Below are 20,342 nucleotides of genomic sequence, written 5' to 3'. Positions count from 1 at the left end.
TTTTGCCCCTCCGCTTTTACAGAGTTCTGTACAAAAATAAACAGAACCTGTTCGCATTCTGCTAAGAGATGGCTCTTGTGTCAACGCTCCGTTTGCTGAAACTTAAGTCGTCTGGCACCACAAAACGGGAGTGGTCACACTAAAATTTTCGAAAGCATAAGCTCTGCCTTGCTTTTAAGAAAACGATTTGAGGCCAGCTGCCATTTTATCTCTGGGAGGAGAAAACATGCGTACAGCAAAAATTTTCATGTCAGCCATGATGGCTTTGGCTGCAAGCACCAGTGCTTATGCGGCTGATATTTCAGATGGAAAAGTTAAGATTGGTATTTTGAATGACCAGTCGGGTGTTTATGCCAGTTTCGGCGGTAAATACTCTTATGAGGCAGCCAAAATGGCTGCGGAAGATTTTGGTGGCACAGTGCTTGGTGCGCCGATTGAAGTGGTGACGGCTGATCACCAAAACAAAACCGACGTTGCCTCCAATATTGCCCGCCAATGGTATGATACCGAAGGTGTGGATTCTATCATGGAACTGACCTCTTCATCGGTTGGCTTGGCCGTTCAGGCGCTGAGTAAAGATAAGAAGAAAATCACTATCAACACCGCCGCCGCGACCAATGAACTGACCGGCGCACAGTGCAGCCCTTATGGTTTCCATTGGGCATTTGATACTAACTCGCTGGCCTATGGTACCGGCGGTGCATTGGTGCAGCAGGGCGGTGACAGCTGGTTCTTCCTCACCGCTGACTATGCTTTTGGTTATTCTTTGGAAAAAAGCACCTCTGAATTTGTCAAAGAAAAAGGTGGTACTGTTTTAGGTGCGGTTCGTCACCCGCTTTCAACCGCTGATTATTCTTCCTTCCTCCTGCAGGCACAGTCTTCTGGCGCTAAAGTTATCGGCCTTGCCAATGCTGGCCTTGATACATCTAACGCGATTAAACAGGCAGCCGAATTTGGCATCACTGCCGGTGGCCAGCGCCTTGCCGGTTTGCTTTTCACCATCGCTGAAGTTCATGGCCTTGGCCTTGAAGCCGCACAGGGTCTGACCCTGACCGAGAGCTTCTATTGGGATCGTGATGATGAATCCCGTGAGTTTGGCAAACGTTTCATGGAACGCACCGGTGCGATGCCAAACATGGTTCATGCCGGAACCTATTCAGCCGTTCTCAGCTACCTGAAAGCAATTGATAAAGCCGGTACAGATGAAGGCGATGCAGTTGCAAAAGCTTTGAAAGAACTGCCGGTTAATGACGTTTTTGCTAAGAATGGCCGCGTTGCAGAAAATGGTCGTATGATCAGTGATCTTTATTTGCTGGAAGTGAAAAAGCCTGCTGATAGCAAAGAGCCATGGGACTATTATAATGTTCTGGCAACAATCCCTGGTGAGGAAGCCTATCTCGATCCTGCAAAAAGCGGTTGCTCTCTGGTTGCACAGTAAGAGAGGTCGCTTTTATGATGAATGCAGCTTTGGATAAACATGAAAGCCCCCGTATTGTGCTTTCAGCCAAAGGTTTGAGCAAAACCTTTGGTGACTTTGCGGCGGTCAAGAATGTTGATCTTAATGTGGAACATGCCCGCGTGCATGCATTGATCGGACCCAATGGTGCCGGAAAAACCACGGTTTTCAATCTGCTGACGAAGTTTCTTCAGCCCAGCAGCGGAACCATTGTGTTTGATGGCACAGATATTACCAATGCGCGACCTGATAAGGTCGCGCGTATGGGGCTCGTCCGTTCATTCCAGATTTCAGCCGTTTTTCCACATTTGACATTGCTGGAAAATGTACGCGTTGCTTTGCAGCGCCCTAACAAATTGGCAACGCAATTTTGGCGGCCATTATCCTCGCTTAACAGCCTCAACCAACGCGCAGAAGAGCTTTTGGCCTTGGTAGGTTTGACCAATGAAACCAATACATTGGCGGCAGATCTTTCTTATGGGCGCAAACGCGTTCTGGAAATTGCCACGACCTTGGCGCTTGATCCCAAAGTGCTGCTGCTGGATGAGCCGATGGCCGGGATGGGCGGCGAGGATGTGGAGCATGTTGCAAACCTCATCCGCGAAGTGGCCAAGACCCGCGCGGTTTTGATGGTGGAGCATAATTTGAAAGTTGTGGCTGATATCGGGCATAATATTACCGTGTTACAGCGCGGCGAAATTTTGGCTGAGGGCAATTACGCTGAAGTGTCAGCAGACCCCCGTGTTCGCACAGCCTATATGGGGACGGAGGAAGACTAAGATGGCGGCACTCCTCGAAGTTTCCGGCCTTGAGGCATGGTATGGCGAAAGTCAGGCGCTTTATGGCGTTGATCTCCATGTCAATGAAGGTGAAATGATTACAATTTTGGGTCGTAACGGCGTGGGTAAAACCACCACATTGCGCACCATTATGGGCATTATCCGCAAGCGTAAGGGCACGATTAAACTGGGTGGCAAGGATTTGATGTCCGTGCCGCTGCATCGCACCGCCCGTTACGGCATGGGATTTGTACCTGAAGAACGCGGAATTTTTGCAACGCTGACGGTTGAAGAAAACTTAAAACTTCCCCCTGTTGTTGCCAGTGGTGGCATGAGCCTGGATGAAATTTACGAGCTGTTTCCGAACCTTCTGGAGCGTCGTAATAGTCCTGGCACCAAATTGTCGGGTGGCGAACAACAGATGCTGGCGATGGCGCGCATCTTGCGCACCGGCGTGAAAGTTTTGCTGCTGGATGAGCCGACAGAAGGGCTTGCGCCGGTGATTGTACAGCGCATTGGTGAAGTGCTTTTGAAACTCAAAGAGCGCGGCATGACGGTCGTGCTGGTGGAGCAGAATTTCCGCTTTGCACGCAAAATAGCCGACCGCTTTTATTTAATGGATCACGGCCAGATGGTCAGTGATTTTCCGGTTCATGAGTTGTCTGATCGTATGGACGAACTCAATAAAGTGCTGGGGGTTTGATATGACAATGATCTTCGGCATACCAATTCAGGCATTGCTAGGGCAATTACTCGTTGGCCTTATCAATGGTTCTTTTTATGCTCTTTTGTCACTTGGTCTGGCGGTCATTTTCGGCCTGCTGCGGGTGATCAATTTTGCGCATGGCGCACAATACATGCTGGGCGCATTTGTAGCCTATTTAGGCTTGCAATATTTCGGCATGAATTTTTGGGTGGCACTGTTCGTAACACCTCTCATCGTTGGTTTGTTTGGCGCGTTTGTTGAGCGCTTTATGCTCTCGCGCCTTTATGATCTCGATCATCTTTATGGCTTGCTGTTTACTTTCGGCTTGGCGCTTGCCGTGGAAGGTACTTTCCGCTGGCTTTATGGTGCGGCAGGGCAACCTTATTCCGTGCCACCGCAACTCGCAGGCGGTACAAATTTAGGCTTTATGTTCCTGCCTAATTACCGTGCTTTTGTGGTGGTGGCATCGCTTGTCGTTTGTGTCGCCACATGGGCATTGATCGAGAAAACGCGCCTTGGCTCTTATTTGCGTGCAGCCACAGAGAACCCGACACTTGTTCAGGTTTTCGGTATTAACGTCCCGGTATTGCTGACGCTGACCTATGCACTGGGTGCTGGTCTTGCAGGCTTTACCGGTGTGCTGGCCGCACCGATTTATCAGGTGTCGCCATTGATGGGCACCAACCTGATTATCGTGGTGTTTGCGGTCGTTGTTGTCGGCGGTATGGGCTCCATTATGGGTGCGATTGTCACCGGCTTTATGCTGGGTGTCGCAGAAGGTTTGACGAAGGTTTTCTATCCCGAGGCATCCAATATTGTGATCTTCGTGATTATGGCGATCGTTCTTCTTATCCGCCCTGCGGGACTGTTCGGAAAGGATGCCTGATATGTCGAATACTCTTGATGCAACATCCGTGCAGCAACATGCAAAACAGGCATCTTTCAGTCCGGTAAAAACTGCATTGATCCTCATTGGTCTGGGACTATTTCTTATAGCGCCAATGTTTGTCTATCCGATCTTTTTAATGAAGCTTTTAACCTTCGCAATGTTTGCCTGCGCTTTCAATCTGCTGCTTGGTTACACGGGGCTTCTATCTTTCGGCCATGCGGCTTTCTTTGGGGGCGCTGCTTATTTCACCGGCTATGCGGTGAAAGAATGGGGCATTACCCCTGAACTCGGCCTCATCGTCGGCATGGCGGGGGCGGCAGTGCTCGGACTGGTGATCGGCTTTTTCGCCATTCGTCGTCAGGGTATTTACTTTGCGATGATCACACTGGCTCTGTCGCAGATGTTTTACTTCTTCTGTTTGCAGGCGCCCTTCACCCGTGGTGAAGACGGCTTGCAGGGGGTGCCGCGCGGTTTTCTGTTTGGTTTGCTTGATCTCAATGTTCAGCTCAACATGTATTACACCGTTTTGGCGATCTTCATTCTGGCTGTTTTTGTGATCTGGCGCTTTATCAATTCGCCGTTTGGTATGATTTTGAAATCCATCCGTGAGAATGAACAGCGCGCTATTTCACTCGGCTATAATGTGCAGATGTATAAGCTTGGCGCCTTTGTGATGTCGGCCACACTGGCAGGTCTTGCGGGCGGGCTGAAAGCATTGGTGTTCCAGTTTGCAACTCTTACCGATGTGACATGGCAAATGTCGGGTGAAGTGATCCTGATGACCTTGCTTGGTGGCATCGGCACCATGACAGGACCGATTTTTGGAGCCGGACTTGTTGTGACATTGCAGAACTATCTGGCGACATCCGATATACCGGTAACGATTATCACGGGCGTTGTGTTTATGGCCTGTGTGCTGGTGTTCCGTCGTGGTCTGGTTGGGGAGTTCTACGCCTCCAGGTTTGGCCGGATGCTCGGCTTCGAACACCGCAAGTAAGTTTTAAATTGCTGAAATGAAATATCTCCGCCCGCGTCTTGGCTGACGCGGGACAGGGGAGGTGTGGAGAAAATTATGGGCGAATATGACTATATCGTCATCGGAGCGGGTAGCGCGGGCTGCGTTCTTGCCAACCGCCTGTCCGAAAGACCGGAAAATCGCGTTTTGCTGTTAGAAGCCGGTGGCAATGATAATTATCACTGGGTGCATATTCCGGTCGGTTATCTCTATTGCATCAACAATCCGCGCACAGACTGGTGCTTTAAAACGGTTGCTGAACCAAACCTGAATGGTCGCTCGCTGCTCTATCCGCGCGGTAAAGTTTTGGGTGGCTGCTCATCCATCAATGGCATGATCTATATGCGCGGGCAGGCGATGGATTATGATATCTGGCGCCAGCTTGGCTGCGAAGGCTGGGCATGGGACGATGTACTGCCTTATTTTATGAAATCGGAAGATCATTATCGCGGTAAAAGCAGCCATCACGGTTCCGGCGGCGAATGGCGCGTTGAGAAAGCGCGTGTGCGTTGGGATGTGCTGGATGCCTTCCAAAAAGCAGCGGGTGAAATTGGTGTTCCGGCAACGGATGATTTTAACCGCGGTGATAATGAGGGCGCTGGCTATTTTGACGTTAATCAGCGTTCCGGCTGGCGCTGGAACACGGCAAAAGCCTTTTTGCGTCCTGCGAAAAACCGCAAGAACCTGACCATTTTAACCAAAGCGCAAGTCAAACGTTTGCTACTGAAAGATGGAGCCGTGGCGGGTGTCGAATTTCATCACCAAGGCGGACTGAAAACAGCAACGGCGCGTAAAGAGACTATTCTTTCAGCCGGCGCTATCGGTTCGCCGCAAATTCTTGAACTTTCCGGCATTGGCAATGGTGCTGTCCTGCAAAAAGCTGGCGTTGAAACCAAAGTTGAAGTCAAAAATGTCGGCGAAAATCTGCAAGATCATTTGCAGTTGCGCATGGTTTATAAAGTTTCCGGTGTGCAGACACTTAATGAAAAAGCCTCTTCGCTGATGGGCAAAGCCAAGATCGGTTTGGAATATGCTTTGAAGCGTTCGGGGCCGATGTCGATGGCACCTAGTCAGCTTGGTGTTTTCACCAAATCATCTGCTGAGAAACAAACCGCTGATCTGGAATATCATGTGCAGCCGGTGTCGCTCGATAAATTCGGCGATCCCGTTCACACATTTCCGGCCATTACAGCAAGTGTTTGTAACTTGCGCCCTGAAAGCCGTGGTTCGGTGCATATCAGCAGCCCTGATTATAAAGTGCAGCCGGATATTCGCCCTAATTATCTATCGACCGATGAAGACCGGAAAGTCGCGGTCAACGCCATTAAATTGACACGCGAAATCGTAAAGCAACCGTCTTTTGCAAAGTTCAGGCCGGAAGAATATCTGCCCGGAACTGCGGCGCAAACGGATGAAGAACTGGTCAAGTCGGCAGGTGATATCGGCACGACGATTTTCCATCCGGTCGGCACATTGCGCATGGGCAATGATGAGGAAAGTGTTGTGGATGCGCGTTTGCGTTTCCGAAAACTCAAAGGTTTGCGTGTGGTGGATGCCTCCGTCATGCCGCGCATCACGTCTGGAAATACCAACTCTCCGACCATCATGATTGCGGAAAAAGCCGCCGACATGATCCTCGCTGATAACCGTTAAAGGAATTCAAAATGTCTAAAATTGCTTTTATCGGCCTCGGTAATATGGGATTGCCAATGGCACTCAATCTGACCAAAGCAAATCATGAAGTGGTTGGTTTTGATCTTTCTGACGCAAGCTGCAAAGAAGCTGAAAAGCTTGGCATTAAAATTGCAGGAACGGCTGAGCAGGCTGTGATGTCGGCTGATGTCGTCATCACTATGTTGCCGAAAGGGGAGCATGTTTTATCGGTTTATCAGTTGGTCAAGTCATCTTTACCAGCCAATAGCTTATTAATTGATTGCTCAACGATTGATGTGGAAAGCGCCAACAAGGCACACGCATTGGCGGCATTGGATAATCATTTGTCTGTTGATGCACCGGTTTCAGGCGGCACAGGCGGTGCACAGCAAGGCACTTTGACCTTCATGTGCGGCGGCACTGAAAAAGCTTTTGCATTGGCAGAGCCAATTTTAAAAGCGATGGGCAAAAAGATTGTTCATTGCGGTGAAAATGGCGCGGGGCAGGCGGCAAAAATCTGTAATAATATGATCCTCGGTATCTCGATGATTGCGGTTTCTGAAGCTTTTGCTCTGGGGGAAAAGCTGGGACTATCACATCAGGCCTTGTTTGATGTCGCGTCAACCTCATCCGGTCAGTGCTGGGCATTGACATCTTATTGTCCGGTTCCAGGCCCCGTGCCAACGTCACCTGCCAACAATGATTATATTCCCGGTTTTGCAGCTGGATTAATGCTCAAAGATTTGCTGCTTTCGCAAGAGGCCGCTCATCAGGCTGGCGCGTCTACCCCTCTTGGTGCCAATGCGACTGAACTTTATCAGCGCTTTACAAATGACGGTAATGGCGCAAAAGATTTTTCAGGCATCATTAAAATGCTGCGAGGTCATGCTGATGAATGAAGCCATTGAGAACCGGATTATTTGGCATCCTTCGAGAGCGAGAATTGAGGCTTCGGCGCTTTTTAAATTTGCAGAAAAAACACGCACTCAGCATGGCTGTGAGCCGGATGATTATCAGGGTTTGCTCAATTGGTCTGTGTCCGCGCCTGAAGCATTTTATAGTGCGCTCTGGGATGAGTTAGATATTATCGGTGAAAAGGGCGAACGCGCTGTCGCTACATCCGATAATATCAGAGATGTGCGTTTTTTTCCTGATAGCCGTTTAAATTATGCCGAAAACATGTTGCGCGAACCAGATAAGAGGCTGGCTATCATTGCGCATCGCGATGACGGCACAAGGCGCACAATTACCCGCAAAGAACTTTATGATAAAGTGTCAAGTCTGGCGCAGGCTTTGCAGGCAATGGGTGTTAGCAAAGGTGACCGTGTCGGCGCTATTGTAACCCATGATATTGAAGCCATCATCGGCTATCTGGCGACCAGCAGTTTGGGTGCAATCTGGTCGTCTTGTTCACCGGATTTTGGCCCTGCCAGCGCCTCTGATCGCTTAAGCCAAATTGCTCCAAAAGTGCTGATTGCAGTTGCTACTTATCAATATGCCGGTAAAAAAATTGATGTGTTGCCGACAATTCGAGAAGTTTGCGCAACCGCTAAGCCGGAACAGCTTATTTTAATCAGTGAGCAACGCCTTGAAGCTGTTGATGGCGTTGCCACCCATCAATTTGATGCTCTGTTGCAGCAATATTCTCCGCGTAAAATTGATTTTGTGCCAATGCCATTTAATGCGCCTTTGGCAATCCTTTATTCTTCCGGCACCACTGGCGTGCCGAAATGTATCACGCATTCTGCCGGTGGCTTGCTGTTGCAGCATCTCAAAGAACTGAAACTGCAAAGTGATATTCAGGCCAATGAGCGCTTTTTCTATTTCACCACTTGCGGTTGGATGATGTGGAACTGGCAGGTGTCAGCCTTGGCTTTGGGGGCAACACTTATCACCTATGACGGCAATCCTGCTTATCCGGCTCAGTCACGGCTCATTGATCTGATTGATGCGGAGCAGATTGCAACATTTGGCACCTCGGCCAAATTTATTGATGCTTGTAATAATGCAGGTCTTAGCCCCATTGAAAGCCATGATCTTTCATCCTTGAGAACTATTTTATCTACAGGCTCAGCGCTTATTCCGTCTGCTTTTGATTATATTTATCAAAAGTGGAAAAATGATGTGCATTTGGCTTCCATATCTGGAGGTACGGATATTTGCGCCTGCTTTTTAGGTGGTAATCCTTTGCAAGCTGTTTGGCGCGGTGAGTTGCAAGGCGCAATGCTGGGCATGGATTTGGATGTGCTGGATGATGCAGCGCAGCCTTTACCACGTCCCGAAGTGCCAAGTGAAAACGGACAATCCGGTGAACTTGTATGCCGTAATGCGCATTTATCCATGCCGGTGAAATTCTGGGGTGATGATGACGGCTCCCGTTATCATGCAGCTTATTTTGAGCGCTTTACCGGTCTCTGGGCACATGGCGATTTTGCTGAAAAGCGATTTTCCGGTGGCTATATTATTCATGGTCGCTCCGACACGACCTTAAATCCGGGTGGTGTACGGATCGGAACATCTGAAATTTATCGGCAGGTGGAAACGATTGATGCCGTTGAAGAAGCGGTGACAGTTGGTCAGGATATTCATGGCGATCAGCGCATTGTGCTGTTTGTGAAGCTTAAAGCCCACGAAGTTTTAACTGATGAACTGCGTCAGACCATTCGTAGTCGCATCCGCTCAGGTGCCAGCCCGCGTCACGTACCGGCTAAAATTATAGCGATTTCAGCCATACCGCGTACGCGTTCGGGGAAAATTTCCGAAATTGCCGTACGAGATACGATCCACGGGCGTACGGTTAAAAATCTGGATGCGTTGATGAACCCTGAAGCGCTTGCGCTTTATCAAAATATTGCTGAACTGAAAGACTGAACCCTATGGCAGATCATCAGGAACCCAAAATTGCTCTTATTACCGGCTCGACCAGCGGTATCGGGCTGGCAATTGCCAAACGATATTGTGAGGCGGGTTTTCAAGTTGCAATGCATGGGGTGGAGGCCGCGGATGAGGCAGCGCAAGCACTTGCAATTGCTGGAAAAGAAGCCAAACACGCACCTGTCTATTTTCAGGCAGATTTGAGCGATAATGCGCAAAGTGCCGGCCTTGCACCCGCTGTTATTCAACAGTTTGGACGTATTGATATTCTGGTTAATAATGCGGGCATTCAAAAAGTGCAGCCGATTGACCAGTTTGAATATGCCGATTTCAACCGGATTGTACAGATCTCGCTTGATAGCAGCTATCATACCATCCATGCAGCTTTGCCTTTGATGAAAAAAGCTGGCTGGGGACGCATCATCAATATTGCTTCTGCACATGGTTTGCGTGCCTCTGTCAATAAAGCGCCTTATGTTGCAACCAAACATGCCGTGGTTGGTTTGACCAAAGGTGTGGCGCTGGAAAGCGCAGAATATGGCATCACATGTAATGCAATTTGTCCCGGTTTTGTGTTGACGCCATTGGTTGAAAAGCAAGTGCGTGATCAGGCAAAGGCGCATGGCATGAGCGAGGATGAAGCCATCAGAAATGTGATTTTGGCAGGCCAGCCAACCAAGCAATTTGTCGGACTGGATGAAATTGCCGAAATGGCTTTTTATCTGTGCGGGGATTGGGCACGTTCCATCACCGGCACCACTATTTCCATTGATGGCGGTTGGACTGCTAAATAAGATAATATCGCAAAATCATAGTAGATTGATTGCGGCGCGATGCATTAAAAACCCAGTAATTTAGATATGACTTATGTTTATAGTGTCGCGCCGCATGTATTTTAGCAGAATTTGAAATATAGAAGAATCTAATTCAATATCCTGCAATACTCGCAAAAATCTTATCAAATTTAATTGCCGGTAAACGGCCATTTAGTTGTTATAAATACAATATATTCAATGACTTATATTGAATGTTATCTACCTGATTTTTACCCGTAGACAGTTCAGATAATCTATGCGTATAGTTATAACGATCTCTACTAAAAGAGATGTTATAAAAGGGAACAATTAGGTATGATATCAAGACGTCAATTCTTGACCTATTCTGCTTTGGCTGGTACCACACTGGCAATGCCAGGTCTTATTCGCAGCGCATGGGCAGCAACGGATACATTAAATATCGGTATTCCTGTGCCTATTTCCGGTGCATTTGCGGCCAACGGAAAATATGCCTCGATGGGCGCTATCATCGCAGCAGAAGAGGCGGAAAAGAAGCACGGTATCAAAGTTAAAACCTTCGATATGGACACAGAAGGCAAGCCAGCCACTGCTGTTCGTAAAATGCAGGATGCGATCGAGCAAAATGGTATCAAGCTCTTTGCTGGTGGAATTTTGTCTTCTGAATCGCTCGCCATGGGCAAAGAAGCGACCAAAGCCAAGGCAACTTTCTTTACCACAGCCGGTGCGGATGAACTGACAGGCGTGGATTGCAATGCCGGTACTTATCGCTGGAGTGTGCCGACATTTGGTGCGATCGAACAGACGGTTCGCCCGATCATCGAACAGATGCCGGAAGTTAAGCGTTGGTACACCATCACGCCCCAATATGTGTTTGGTGACGGCTTGCTCAATGCTGCTAAAAACGTCTTCAAAGAAAAAGGCGCCGAGCATGTCGGTAACAGCTATCACTCGCTGACCGAAAAAGAATTCAGTGGTTATCTGACCAATGCGATTGCAGCAAAGCCGGATGCATTGCTGATCCTGAACTTTGGTGCGCAGTCTTCTGACACATTGCGTCAGGCCATCAGTTTCGGCCTTAAAGAACGCATGAAAATTGTGGTTGCATGGGCGTCCGGCCTTGAGCAATTTGAAGGTCTTGGTGCGGATTTGAGCGAAGATGTTTATTTTGGCGCGCAATATTGGCATGGTGTGGATGCGCCAACCAATAATGAATTGGCAGTACTGACGCAGGCTAAATATGGCGAAAGCCCGAACTATTCGCTGGCTGGTTCATATCTGATGACCAAGCTGCTGATTGATGCAGCCGTACAGGCTGGCAGCACCGATGGTGAAGCTGTAGCTAAAGTGTTGAATGACATGAAATATGCCGGTCTTACCGGAGAAGAGCTTATCCGTGGCGGCGACCATCAGGTTATCAAAGATTACTATCTCCTGAAGGGTAAGGCCAAGTCCGAGATGAAAGACAAAGTCGATTATGCTGATGTTGTATCAGCTGGTAAGTCATTCCTCGATCCGGAAGCTGCCGGTTGTAAAATGGGCTAAAGCCGCCAAGGCTTAAAATTACCCGATACAACTCACTCGTGCGGGCATTTTATGCCCGCGCCTGACTTCTTACTCTCAGGAGAACTCTGGTGATTTATTTATTCCAGATGCTGAACGGCATCGGGCTGGGGATGCTTTACTTCCTGCTCGCCGTCGGACTTAGCGTTATTTTCGGACTATTGCAGTTTGTAAACTTTGCCCACGGCGCTTTTTATCTGTTGGGTGCCTATCTGGCTTATGATCTGGTTGAGCGCGGTTTCAGCTTCTGGGTAGCAATGCCCGTTGCAACAGTGATTGTGGCAGCTCTGGCAGCGGTGACGGAAGCATTATTGCTGCGTCGTATTTATAAACTCCCGCATACATTCCATATTTTGGTGACTGTGGGAATGGCGCTCGCCATTCAGGAATTTGTCATCATCATTTGGGGTCCGCTGGGTGGAAGTGTTTCTGCGCCTGCTGCATTGAGCGGCGTCTTCATCTGGGGCGACTTCATCTATCCGCAATATCGAATTTTCGTCATTGTCTTTACGGCTATTCTCGCAGCCCTGTTGTGGTGGTTGCTTGAGGGTACACGCCTTGGCGCGATTGTGCGTGCGGGCTCGGAATCCTCCGATAATATGGCACTGCTTGGCTATAATACGCTGCGCATTAACACAGCTATTTTTGCTCTTGGTGCCGGTCTTGCCGGTCTTGCCGGTGCGCTTGTAGCACCTATCCGCGGTGTTGAACCTTTCATGGGGATTGATGCCCTCGGCATCGCCTTCGTGGTGGTCGTTATCGGTGGCATGGGCAGTTATACCGGTGCTTTGGTTGCAGGTATTCTGGTTGGCGTGCTGCAAAGTATGATGGCCACGATTTGGCCGGAAGGTGCGCGTCTGATCATTTATGTCGGCATGGCACTGGTTATTATTTCAATGCCGCGCGGCCTGTTCGGGAGAGCATAAATCATGAAAACCCTGAACAATCCTTACTTCCAGTTTTTGCTGGCCGTTGCTGCTGTTCTGATTATGCCGGTCTTTATGAAATCCGGTATTCTCGCAACGGAAATCCTGATTTTTGCGCTTGCTGTAACCGCATGTAACCTGCTGCTTGGCTATACCGGACTTCTATCATTCGGGCAGGGCATCTTCTTCGGCTCCGGCAGCTATATTGCCGGCATCATGCTCACCCGTACCGGTCTGCCTGTCGGCGTGATGCTGCCGGTAGCAATTGTAAGCGGTGCGGCACTTGCCACTTTGGTCGGCTGGTTTGCCATCCGCAGACAAGGTGTTTACTTTGTCATGCTGACGCTTGCTTTCTCGCAGCTGTTCTTCTTCCTTGCTTATACTTTCAGCGATATTACCGGTGGTGATAACGGTCTGCTGGATGTGCCGCGTCCAAGCTTTGGCGGAACAGTTCTGTCGTCGACTTGGTCATATTACACCTATGTCGCGATTATCTTCCTCGTGGTTTTTGCCCTTCTTTTGCGCGCAATCCAGTCCACGTTTGGCCGCACATTGATTGCTATCCGTGAAAACGAAGAGCGCGCCATAGCGGTTGGTTTCCCGATCAAGGCGTTTAAAGTGACAGCTTTTGCCATCTCCGGTGCAGTGACTGCACTAGCAGGTGCATTGCATGCAATGCTGATTGGTGTTGCACCGCTGACCAGCATTGAACACCACACCAGTGAAATGATCCTGATCATGACCATCATTGGCGGCAGCACCAGTTTGATTGCATCCGTTATCGGTGCGGCAAGCTATCTGCTCTTGGCTGATTGGTTATCTGTCATCTGGCCGCGTTGGTTGTTGCTCTTAGGTTTGGCACTGATCGTTGTTTCGCTCTTTGCTCAAAAAGGTCTCTGGGGTCTTTTGGAAAAATTGGTGGCGGCGCTCACCTCAAAACAAGAAGACGCGAAAACCCAAGACACAACGGAGGAGAAGTGACATGAGTGCATTGCATCAACCAAACTCCGCCGGATCAGTGGCGCTTGAAACCAAAGGTATTGGCATCACTTACGGCAAATTCGTAGCTCTTGCGGATGTCGATTTGTCGATCAAAGCCAATAGTGTGCATTCAATCATCGGGCCCAATGGTGCAGGTAAAACCACTTTGTTTCATGCGCTCACCGGTCGCGTGAAGGCATCATCCGGTTCGATCCATCTTTATGGCAAAGACATCACCCCAGCTTCGGCTGAAGAACGCGTGCAGCTTGGTGTTGCCCGCTCTTTTCAGGTGACCAGTCTTTTCCCGACGCTGGATGTCAATGAAAACTTGCGTCTTGCAGCGCAGGGTAAAACGCCCTGGGCAGCGCTGGCGCCATGGCGCAGTGCCGATAGTAATGTGGAAACACGCCAAACCGCAGAATATGTGATGGAGCGTTTGAACCTTACTCATGTGCGTTCACGCGCGGCAGGTGAACTGTCCCACGGCCAGCAAAGACGTTTGGAAGTTGGCATGGCCATGGCTTCCAAACCGCTTGTTATCCTGATGGACGAGCCGACATCGGGCATGGGTATTGATGACATTGAGGATATGAAGCGCCTGATCAAAGATTTGGGTCGCGATCATACCGTTCTGTTTATTGAGCATAATATGGGCATTGTGATGAATATCAGCGATACCGTGACGGTGATGCGTGCGGGACGTAAACTGGTTGAAGGCGCGCCTGCATTTGTGCGCGAAGATCCGGAAGTGCAACGTGCTTATCTTGGCAATATGATCACGGGAGATATCGCATGAGTGCTTTTCTTCAGGTGGATAATATTCACAGTTACTATGGCAAAAGTCACATCATTCAGGGCGTTTCGCTGGAAGTGAATGAAGGTGAAATTGTCACGCTGCTTGGCCGCAATGGTGCAGGTAAAAGCTCAACACTGAAATCTATCAGCGGTTTGCTGACACCGGCCAAAGGCAAAATCACGCTCGGCGGAAAAAATATGGCAGGCTTGCCAGCCTATAAGGTTTCGCAGCAGGGGCTGGCATTGGTGCCGGAAGATCGTGGTATTTTTGGCCTGCTCAGCGTTGAAGAAAATCTTCAAATTGCCCAGCGTAAAAATTCACCTTGGTCGATGACTGATATTTATCAGATTTTCCCGCGCCTTGAAGAGCGCCGGAAAAATGGCGGCAGCCAATTGTCGGGTGGTGAGCAGCAAATGCTCTCGATCGCGCGTGCTTTGCTCAACAATCCAAAACTATTGATGCTGGATGAGCCTGTTGAAGGGCTGGCACCTGTTATCGTTGAGGAAATTGTTAGCCAAATTCAGAAAATCCGTGCAGCCGGAGTGCCTATTTTGCTGGTTGAGCAAAATCTGGCCGTTTGTACCGCATTGGCAGACCGCCATTATATTCTGGAACTGGGGCGCATTGTTTATCACGGAACCGCGCAAGAATTTATCGCTGATACAGATGCACGAGACCGCTATTTGGGCGTGAAAGCCAATTAACATACCGTGTTTGCCGGAGGAGGCACACTTTCTATGTCTAATATGATTGTCGATGAAAACCGCTTATGGAACAGTCTGATGGAAACCGCCAAGCTGGGCGGCTTGCCTAATGGTGGTGTGGCACGTTTAACGCTGACCGGGCATGATAAAAATGTGCGCGATTGGCTGACAGCCCAATGTGAAAAACTGGGCATGAGCGTTAAAGTTGACGATGTTGGCAATATGTTTGCGCTGCGCGAAGGGCGTAATAACAATCTTGCTCCCATTGCCATGGGCAGTCATCTTGATACCCAGCCGACCGGCGGTAAATTCGACGGTATTTTGGGTGTTTTGGGTGGTCTGGAAGTGCTGCGCACTTTAGATCAGAGCGGCTATGTTACCGAAGCGCCGCTGATGCTGGTCAATTGGACAAATGAAGAAGGCTCCAGATTTTCGCCGGCCATGCTTGGTTCCGGCGTTTATGCGGGTGTTTACAGCCGTGATTATGCCGATAATCGTGAAGACGTCGAAGGGGTGAAATTTGGCACGGCTTTAGATGATATTGGCTATCGCGGTGAAGCAAGCAAACAAGAAACAAGTTTTGGCGCAATGTTTGAACTTCACATCGAGCAGGGGCCAATTCTTGAGGCACAAGAAAAACTGATCGGTGTGGTTCAGGGCGTGCAAGGTATGCGTTGGTATGAAGGCCGCCTGTTTGGTACTGCCGCCCATACCGGTTCCACTCCGATGAGCATGCGCCGAAATGCATTGCTTGGTGTTTCGCGCTTGATTTCTTATATTGATGAATTAGCACATAAACATGCGCCGCATGCGGTGGGCACGATCGGCTTTATGGAAATCACTCCGAATTCCACCAATGTTATTCCGGGTGAAGTGCATTTTACCGTTGATATCCGCCATCCGGATGATGCCGTGCTGGACGAGATGGAAGCACGTATTTTTGAAATGTTTGAAGCCCAGAAAGAACAGATCGGCCTGACCGGTTCGCTGGAATGTATTTCAAAAACGGATGCGGTTGTTTTTGATGCGGATTGCATTGAAGCAGTGCGTCAGGCGGCTGAGAAGCACGGCTATAGCAATATGGATCTCATTTCCGGTGCCGGACATGATGCCGCGCACACCGCAACCATTGCGCCGACAACCATGATTTTTGTGCCGAGTGAGGGTGGCTTGAGTCATAATGAAGCTGAAGCCACCAGCTCGGCTGAATGCACTGCCGGTGTGCAGGTGCTGCTTGATGCTGTGCTTCATTATGACCGTAAAATTGCAGAACAGCAAAATGCTGCTTGAGGATTGATAATGCGCATTCTGATTGCTCGTCTTAACCACGAGACAAATAGTTTCTCACCTGTTGTCACGAATTTACAATCCTTTAATCCGCATTATGATGAAGACGCCGCGAAATTTGCCAATGGTTCCAATACGGCTTTGGGAGCATTTTATGCTTATGCATTGGCAAAAAAAGCCGAGATTATTGTGCCATTGGCGGCCACAGCCAATCCAAGCGGACCGGTAGAGGACGAGGCGTTTGAACGCCTCGCAGCTGCCATTACCGATGGTGTCGCAAAAGGCTGTGATCTCATTTTGCTTGATCTGCACGGCGCAATGGTCACACGCTCTTTTGATGATGGTGAGGGCGAATTGCTGCGCCGTGTACGGGCTGTTGCACCATCAACACCACTTGGTGTTGCGCTTGATCTGCATGGCAATATTACACAGGATATTTTGGATAATTGCGATTGCATTGTTGGTTTTAAAACCTATCCGCATATTGATATGTATGCGACCGGCGAGCATGTCACACGCATTATCGACAAGATGCTCGATGATGGTTTGCAGCCGAAACAAGCCTTCAACCATCCGCCAATGCTGGCCGCTACATTGCGTATGAATACCAATGAAGATTGCGCGATGACGGATGTTATCAATCTGGCCAAAGAGATTGAAAAACGCGACGGTGTGCATGCTGTCTCTGTGTTTGGCGGCTTTCCGATCGCTGATTTGAAAGAAACCGGCCTTTCCGTTGTCGTGGTGGCGGATAGTGATGCTCTGGCTGAAACTGTTGCTGCGGAAGTAGCGCAAGTTGCATGGCAGCGCCGTGACGAGTTTTTATATACGGAAGCGCCATTAGCGATATCAGTGAAGCAAGCTGAAAGAGAACGTCAGAAGCATAGCTCAGGCTATGTCTTGATGCTGGATCATGGCGACAACTGCATGTCGGGTGGAACTTGCGACAATATGGATGTATTACAGGCCGCCATTCAGGCAGGGCTTAAAAATATTGTTGCGGGGCCGTTCAGTGATCCTGCTGTGGTTGATGAACTGTTTAAAGCAGGTGCCGGTGCAAAGGCTACCATTATGCTTGGCAACAAAATTGCTGCTAATGATTTTATTGCGCCTCAAGCACCACTTGAAATAACCGGCACAGTAACGGCTCTCAGTGACGGCGATTATATTGTCTCTGGCCCCATCTATACAGGGCAATTATGCCATATGGGACGTGCTGTTGCTTTCAAAACAGATGAGGCGACTATTCTCATTACAGAATTTCCGCATGAGCCATGGGATCTCGGCGTTTTTAACTGCGCCAATATTGACCCTTTGCAAGGTGATTACCTGATATTAAAGTCACGCATGTATTGCCGTCCGGTATTCGAACCTCAGGCTCTGGCTGTTGTTGAATGTGCGAGCGGTGGTGTAACAAGTTCCAATTACCAATTGTTTTCGTTCAAGAAATTAGCAAGGCCGATTTATCCGTTAGATAATGAGGGCGTCTGGCAGTGACAGGATAAAATATGGATCAGGTGTCAGGCAAAATTGATAAGGCAGTTAAGTTCAAACGAATTAAACTTTCTGATCAGATTGCGGAAGATTTACGACGCACAATCGCGCGTGAAAAAATGGTTCCCGGCGATCGTTTGCCCCATGAAAAAGCATTGATGGAGCATTATGGTTGCGCCAAAGGCACTATCAGAGAAGCGCTGAAAGCTTTGGAAGTTGAAGGGTTGATTGCGATGCAATCCGGCCCCAATGGGGGGCCGGAAATTCAGCCGGCATCCCTTGAAATCGCCATTCAGCAATTACGTCAATATATGCATTTTCAAACGCTGACATTCCAAAATGTTTATGAAGTGCGTAAATCCATTGAAGTCGCGCTGGCACTCAGTGTGGTCGGCAAACTGACTGATGAAGATTATCGTAAGCTGGAAGCGAATATCAAAATTTGCGTTGAGGCCAACCGCGACGGCAATCGCACTATCGGGCGTACCGCTGAAACGGAGTTTCACGATATTTTATGTGATGCTTCCGACAATCCGTTGCTGATTTTCATCTGCCGTTTCCTCAATAGTCTGCTGCGTGATCTGGTCAGTTTCCGTTCACCAAGTCTCACCGAACATGAACAATTTGGCGATCATAATGTGGAAAGCCACATTGCCTTGGTTGAGGCTTTCAAGCGTCAGGACAAAGATGCTGTTGTGCATATTATGAAAGAGCATATGTGCTGCGCAGAAGATTTTATGTGCCGTCTTGATGCTGCTTTTAATAGCGATTTGCTCAGTCGCAGTTCCGGATAAAACAAAAAAAGCCGCGTCTTACGCGGCTTTTTTAATGTCTTGAACAAATTAAGCATTCAGCTCGTTTTTATGGATACGGCCGTCTTTCATAATCAGCTTGAAGTTCTTATCCGGATCAGCAATGAGATTGATATCTTCCAGCGGATTGCCGTCAACAAGCAGCATATCGGCTGCGGCACCGGCTTCAATCACACCAACGGCTAAAGCATAAGGATTGCGCGGGCCTGACATGGCCAGCAATTGCGCATTGGTATGGGTTGCCATTTTCAACACATCAGCATTGTCAAACCAACGGGCAATTTTGGCCAGTTGTTTGCCCTGCGTTGGTGTACCTTTCGGGTTAAAGAGAATGTCGGTGCCCCATGCCATTTTGACATTGTATTTCTGCCCCAGATCAAAAGCACGCATTGTGCCTTCGGCCACCATTTTTTGCTGGTCGCGCTGAAGCTGGGTCGGGTAAACATTGGAATCTTCATCGGCCAAAAACGGCTGCAAACTCCACCATGCACCGGCATCGGCAATTTGTTTGACTGTTTCTTCGTCTGCAAGCTGGCCGTGTTCGATAGATTTTACACCACATTTAAGCGCACGCTGAATGCCTGCTGATGTGTAAACATGGGAGCAAACATAAGTGCCCCAATCCGAGGCCGCAGCAACAGCTGCACGAATTTCAGCTTCCGTGAATTGGATTGAATCAAACGGATCATAGGTCGAGGCAACGCCGCCGCCCACCAAAATTTTAATCTGGCTGGCGCCAAGCATTAATTGTTCACGCACACGACGCAGAACTTCTGCTTCACCATCCGCAATAGCCGCAATGCCGGCTGCTTCTGAAAGGCTGATATCATTGCTGCTATGACGAGGAATATCAGTGCGCATACGGAAATCGCCATGACCGGATGTCTGCGAAATCATTGCTCCGGAGGGATAAATACGCGGGCCTGCGATCCGACCTTCATCAATGGCGCGTTTGAGCGCGAAAGAAGGGCCGCCCACATCGCGGATGGTGGTGAAACCACGCATCAAAGTTCTTTGTGCTTCCTCTGCTGCAACCAAATGGATATATGCGACATCTGATGTCATCGCGACCATTTGCGGAATAGCTGCCAGAATACTGTGCCAATGGGCGTCAATCATGCCCGGCATGAGAACGCGATTACCGCAATCAATGATTTGCGCATTTTCTACCGTCTCATCAGCACCAATAATATTTTCGATGCGATTTTTGACGATAAGAACGCTTTTACCTTCAATAAGTTTGGCATCCTGACCATTAAAGATGCGGACATTTTTCAGCACCAACGGCCGTTCAGTGTTTTCAGCAGCCAATGCGCTGCCGCTACCAACGCCGACAGCAGCCATCGTGGCCATAATACCGCGCAGAACAGAGCGTCTTGAAACGGATTTACTCACACGGTCGGTCAGTTCCGTTATGATGTTACTGTGGCACAAACAACCAAATCCATGGGCATAGTTCTGATAACGCGCACCTAATCCAACGATCATAGGAAATCCCTGTCTTTTGAAGATTTTACTGGTTCCAGCACTCTAACATAGAACTATTAATGAGAATATGAAATTCAATTCAGATGTTTATATTGTGTTCTCGTTCATCATAGTCATTTGGATAT

General features: G+C 48.9%; 18 protein-coding genes. 17 read left to right on the top strand and 1 reads right to left on the bottom strand.

The genetic code is table 11. The annotated features are described in order from the left end of the window. Positions 1-247: 247 nt before the first annotated feature. From FHS77_RS07770 to FHS77_RS07690, 17 genes are all read left to right on the top strand, one after another. Positions 248-1,438, top strand: coding sequence for an ABC transporter substrate-binding protein (locus tag FHS77_RS07770; RefSeq protein ID WP_374786223.1), 1,191 nt, complete (start codon positions 248-250; stop codon positions 1,436-1,438). Between the two features lie 14 nt (positions 1,439-1,452). Further along, positions 1,453-2,235 (top strand): ABC transporter ATP-binding protein, encoded by a 783-nt coding sequence (locus tag FHS77_RS07765; protein WP_184222037.1) that lies wholly within the window; start codon positions 1,453-1,455, stop codon positions 2,233-2,235. 1 nt (position 2,236) lies between these two features. Further along, a complete protein-coding gene (locus tag FHS77_RS07760; protein ID WP_184222035.1) occupies positions 2,237-2,938 on the top strand; it encodes an ABC transporter ATP-binding protein in 702 nt (233 codons plus the stop codon). Between the two features lies 1 nt (position 2,939). Beyond that, positions 2,940-3,827: a branched-chain amino acid ABC transporter permease gene (locus tag FHS77_RS07755; RefSeq protein ID WP_184222033.1), complete on the top strand. Its 888-nt coding sequence runs from the start codon at positions 2,940-2,942 to the stop codon at positions 3,825-3,827. Next, a complete protein-coding gene (locus FHS77_RS07750; RefSeq protein WP_184222031.1) occupies positions 3,820-4,827 on the top strand; it encodes a branched-chain amino acid ABC transporter permease in 1,008 nt (335 codons plus the stop codon). Before FHS77_RS07755 ends, FHS77_RS07750 begins: the two co-directional genes overlap by 8 nt. A gap of 75 nt (positions 4,828-4,902) precedes the next feature. Further along, the gene (locus FHS77_RS07745) at positions 4,903-6,498 is read left to right on the top strand and encodes a GMC family oxidoreductase (RefSeq protein ID WP_184222029.1); all 1,596 of its coding nucleotides are present in this window, start codon (positions 4,903-4,905) and stop codon (positions 6,496-6,498) included. A gap of 11 nt (positions 6,499-6,509) precedes the next feature. After that, the gene (gene mmsB, locus FHS77_RS07740) at positions 6,510-7,397 is read left to right on the top strand and encodes a 3-hydroxyisobutyrate dehydrogenase (protein WP_184222027.1); all 888 of its coding nucleotides are present in this window, start codon (positions 6,510-6,512) and stop codon (positions 7,395-7,397) included. Then, positions 7,390-9,369 (top strand): acetoacetate--CoA ligase, encoded by a 1,980-nt coding sequence (locus FHS77_RS07735; RefSeq protein WP_184222025.1) that lies wholly within the window; start codon positions 7,390-7,392, stop codon positions 9,367-9,369. Before mmsB ends, FHS77_RS07735 begins: the two co-directional genes overlap by 8 nt. A 5-nt stretch (positions 9,370-9,374) precedes the next feature. Beyond that, on the top strand, positions 9,375-10,166 hold the full coding sequence (locus FHS77_RS07730) for a 3-hydroxybutyrate dehydrogenase (RefSeq protein WP_184222023.1): 792 nt from the start codon (positions 9,375-9,377) through the stop codon (positions 10,164-10,166). Between the two features lie 336 nt (positions 10,167-10,502). Then, positions 10,503-11,711, top strand: a complete 1,209-nt coding sequence (locus FHS77_RS07725) for an ABC transporter substrate-binding protein (protein ID WP_184222021.1) — start codon at positions 10,503-10,505, stop codon at positions 11,709-11,711. An 89-nt stretch (positions 11,712-11,800) separates the two neighbouring features. Next, positions 11,801-12,655 carry a branched-chain amino acid ABC transporter permease gene (locus tag FHS77_RS07720; RefSeq protein ID WP_343060972.1) on the top strand — a complete coding sequence of 285 codons (855 nt, stop codon included), beginning with the start codon at positions 11,801-11,803 and terminating at the stop codon, positions 12,653-12,655. A 3-nt stretch (positions 12,656-12,658) separates the two neighbouring features. Continuing rightward, positions 12,659-13,636, top strand: coding sequence for a branched-chain amino acid ABC transporter permease (locus FHS77_RS07715; RefSeq protein WP_184222019.1), 978 nt, complete (start codon positions 12,659-12,661; stop codon positions 13,634-13,636). A gap of 1 nt (position 13,637) precedes the next feature. Then, entirely contained in the window at positions 13,638-14,432 is a 795-nt protein-coding gene (locus FHS77_RS07710) for an ABC transporter ATP-binding protein (protein ID WP_184222017.1), read from the top strand. After that, positions 14,429-15,136: an ABC transporter ATP-binding protein gene (locus FHS77_RS07705; protein WP_184222015.1), complete on the top strand. Its 708-nt coding sequence runs from the start codon at positions 14,429-14,431 to the stop codon at positions 15,134-15,136. The genes FHS77_RS07710 and FHS77_RS07705 overlap by 4 nt, the downstream gene beginning before the upstream one ends. A gap of 33 nt (positions 15,137-15,169) precedes the next feature. Then, positions 15,170-16,426 (top strand): Zn-dependent hydrolase, encoded by a 1,257-nt coding sequence (locus FHS77_RS07700; protein ID WP_184222013.1) that lies wholly within the window; start codon positions 15,170-15,172, stop codon positions 16,424-16,426. A 9-nt stretch (positions 16,427-16,435) separates the two neighbouring features. Further along, positions 16,436-17,920 (top strand): M81 family metallopeptidase, encoded by a 1,485-nt coding sequence (locus FHS77_RS07695; RefSeq protein ID WP_184222011.1) that lies wholly within the window; start codon positions 16,436-16,438, stop codon positions 17,918-17,920. 11 nt (positions 17,921-17,931) lie between these two features. After that, complete coding sequence (locus tag FHS77_RS07690; protein WP_184222009.1) at positions 17,932-18,711, top strand: FadR/GntR family transcriptional regulator; 780 nt, start codon at positions 17,932-17,934, stop codon at positions 18,709-18,711. A gap of 48 nt (positions 18,712-18,759) precedes the next feature. Here the strand turns inward: FHS77_RS07690 and FHS77_RS07685 are convergent, their stop codons facing one another. Beyond that, positions 18,760-20,217, bottom strand: coding sequence for a metal-dependent hydrolase family protein (locus FHS77_RS07685; protein WP_184222007.1), 1,458 nt, complete (start codon positions 20,215-20,217; stop codon positions 18,760-18,762). Positions 20,218-20,342: the final 125 nt, after the last annotated feature.

Origin of the sequence: Paenochrobactrum gallinarii (genome assembly GCF_014205685.1) — a bacterium.
Taxonomy (GTDB): domain Bacteria; phylum Pseudomonadota; class Alphaproteobacteria; order Rhizobiales; family Rhizobiaceae; genus Paenochrobactrum; species Paenochrobactrum gallinarii.
Note: the sequence above shows the minus strand (reverse complement) of the source record. Positions and strands in the feature narration are given on the sequence as shown.

Coding starts and splice junctions, on each gene's coding strand:
- FHS77_RS07770 (WP_374786223.1), top strand. CDS start 248: ATGTCAGCCATGATGGCTTTGGCTGCAAGCACCAGTGCTTATGCGGCT.
- FHS77_RS07755 (WP_184222033.1), top strand. CDS start 2,940: ATGACAATGATCTTCGGCATACCAATTCAGGCATTGCTAGGGCAATTA.
- FHS77_RS07695 (WP_184222011.1), top strand. CDS start 16,436: ATGCGCATTCTGATTGCTCGTCTTAACCACGAGACAAATAGTTTCTCA.
- FHS77_RS07685 (WP_184222007.1), bottom strand. CDS start 20,217: ATGATCGTTGGATTAGGTGCGCGTTATCAGAACTATGCCCATGGATTT.
- FHS77_RS07690 (WP_184222009.1), top strand. CDS start 17,932: ATGGATCAGGTGTCAGGCAAAATTGATAAGGCAGTTAAGTTCAAACGA.
- FHS77_RS07735 (WP_184222025.1), top strand. CDS start 7,390: ATGAATGAAGCCATTGAGAACCGGATTATTTGGCATCCTTCGAGAGCG.
- FHS77_RS07715 (WP_184222019.1), top strand. CDS start 12,659: ATGAAAACCCTGAACAATCCTTACTTCCAGTTTTTGCTGGCCGTTGCT.
- FHS77_RS07725 (WP_184222021.1), top strand. CDS start 10,503: ATGATATCAAGACGTCAATTCTTGACCTATTCTGCTTTGGCTGGTACC.
- FHS77_RS07705 (WP_184222015.1), top strand. CDS start 14,429: ATGAGTGCTTTTCTTCAGGTGGATAATATTCACAGTTACTATGGCAAA.
- FHS77_RS07750 (WP_184222031.1), top strand. CDS start 3,820: ATGCCTGATATGTCGAATACTCTTGATGCAACATCCGTGCAGCAACAT.
- FHS77_RS07760 (WP_184222035.1), top strand. CDS start 2,237: ATGGCGGCACTCCTCGAAGTTTCCGGCCTTGAGGCATGGTATGGCGAA.
- FHS77_RS07765 (WP_184222037.1), top strand. CDS start 1,453: ATGATGAATGCAGCTTTGGATAAACATGAAAGCCCCCGTATTGTGCTT.
- FHS77_RS07710 (WP_184222017.1), top strand. CDS start 13,638: ATGAGTGCATTGCATCAACCAAACTCCGCCGGATCAGTGGCGCTTGAA.
- FHS77_RS07730 (WP_184222023.1), top strand. CDS start 9,375: ATGGCAGATCATCAGGAACCCAAAATTGCTCTTATTACCGGCTCGACC.
- FHS77_RS07745 (WP_184222029.1), top strand. CDS start 4,903: ATGGGCGAATATGACTATATCGTCATCGGAGCGGGTAGCGCGGGCTGC.
- mmsB (WP_184222027.1), top strand. CDS start 6,510: ATGTCTAAAATTGCTTTTATCGGCCTCGGTAATATGGGATTGCCAATG.
- FHS77_RS07700 (WP_184222013.1), top strand. CDS start 15,170: ATGTCTAATATGATTGTCGATGAAAACCGCTTATGGAACAGTCTGATG.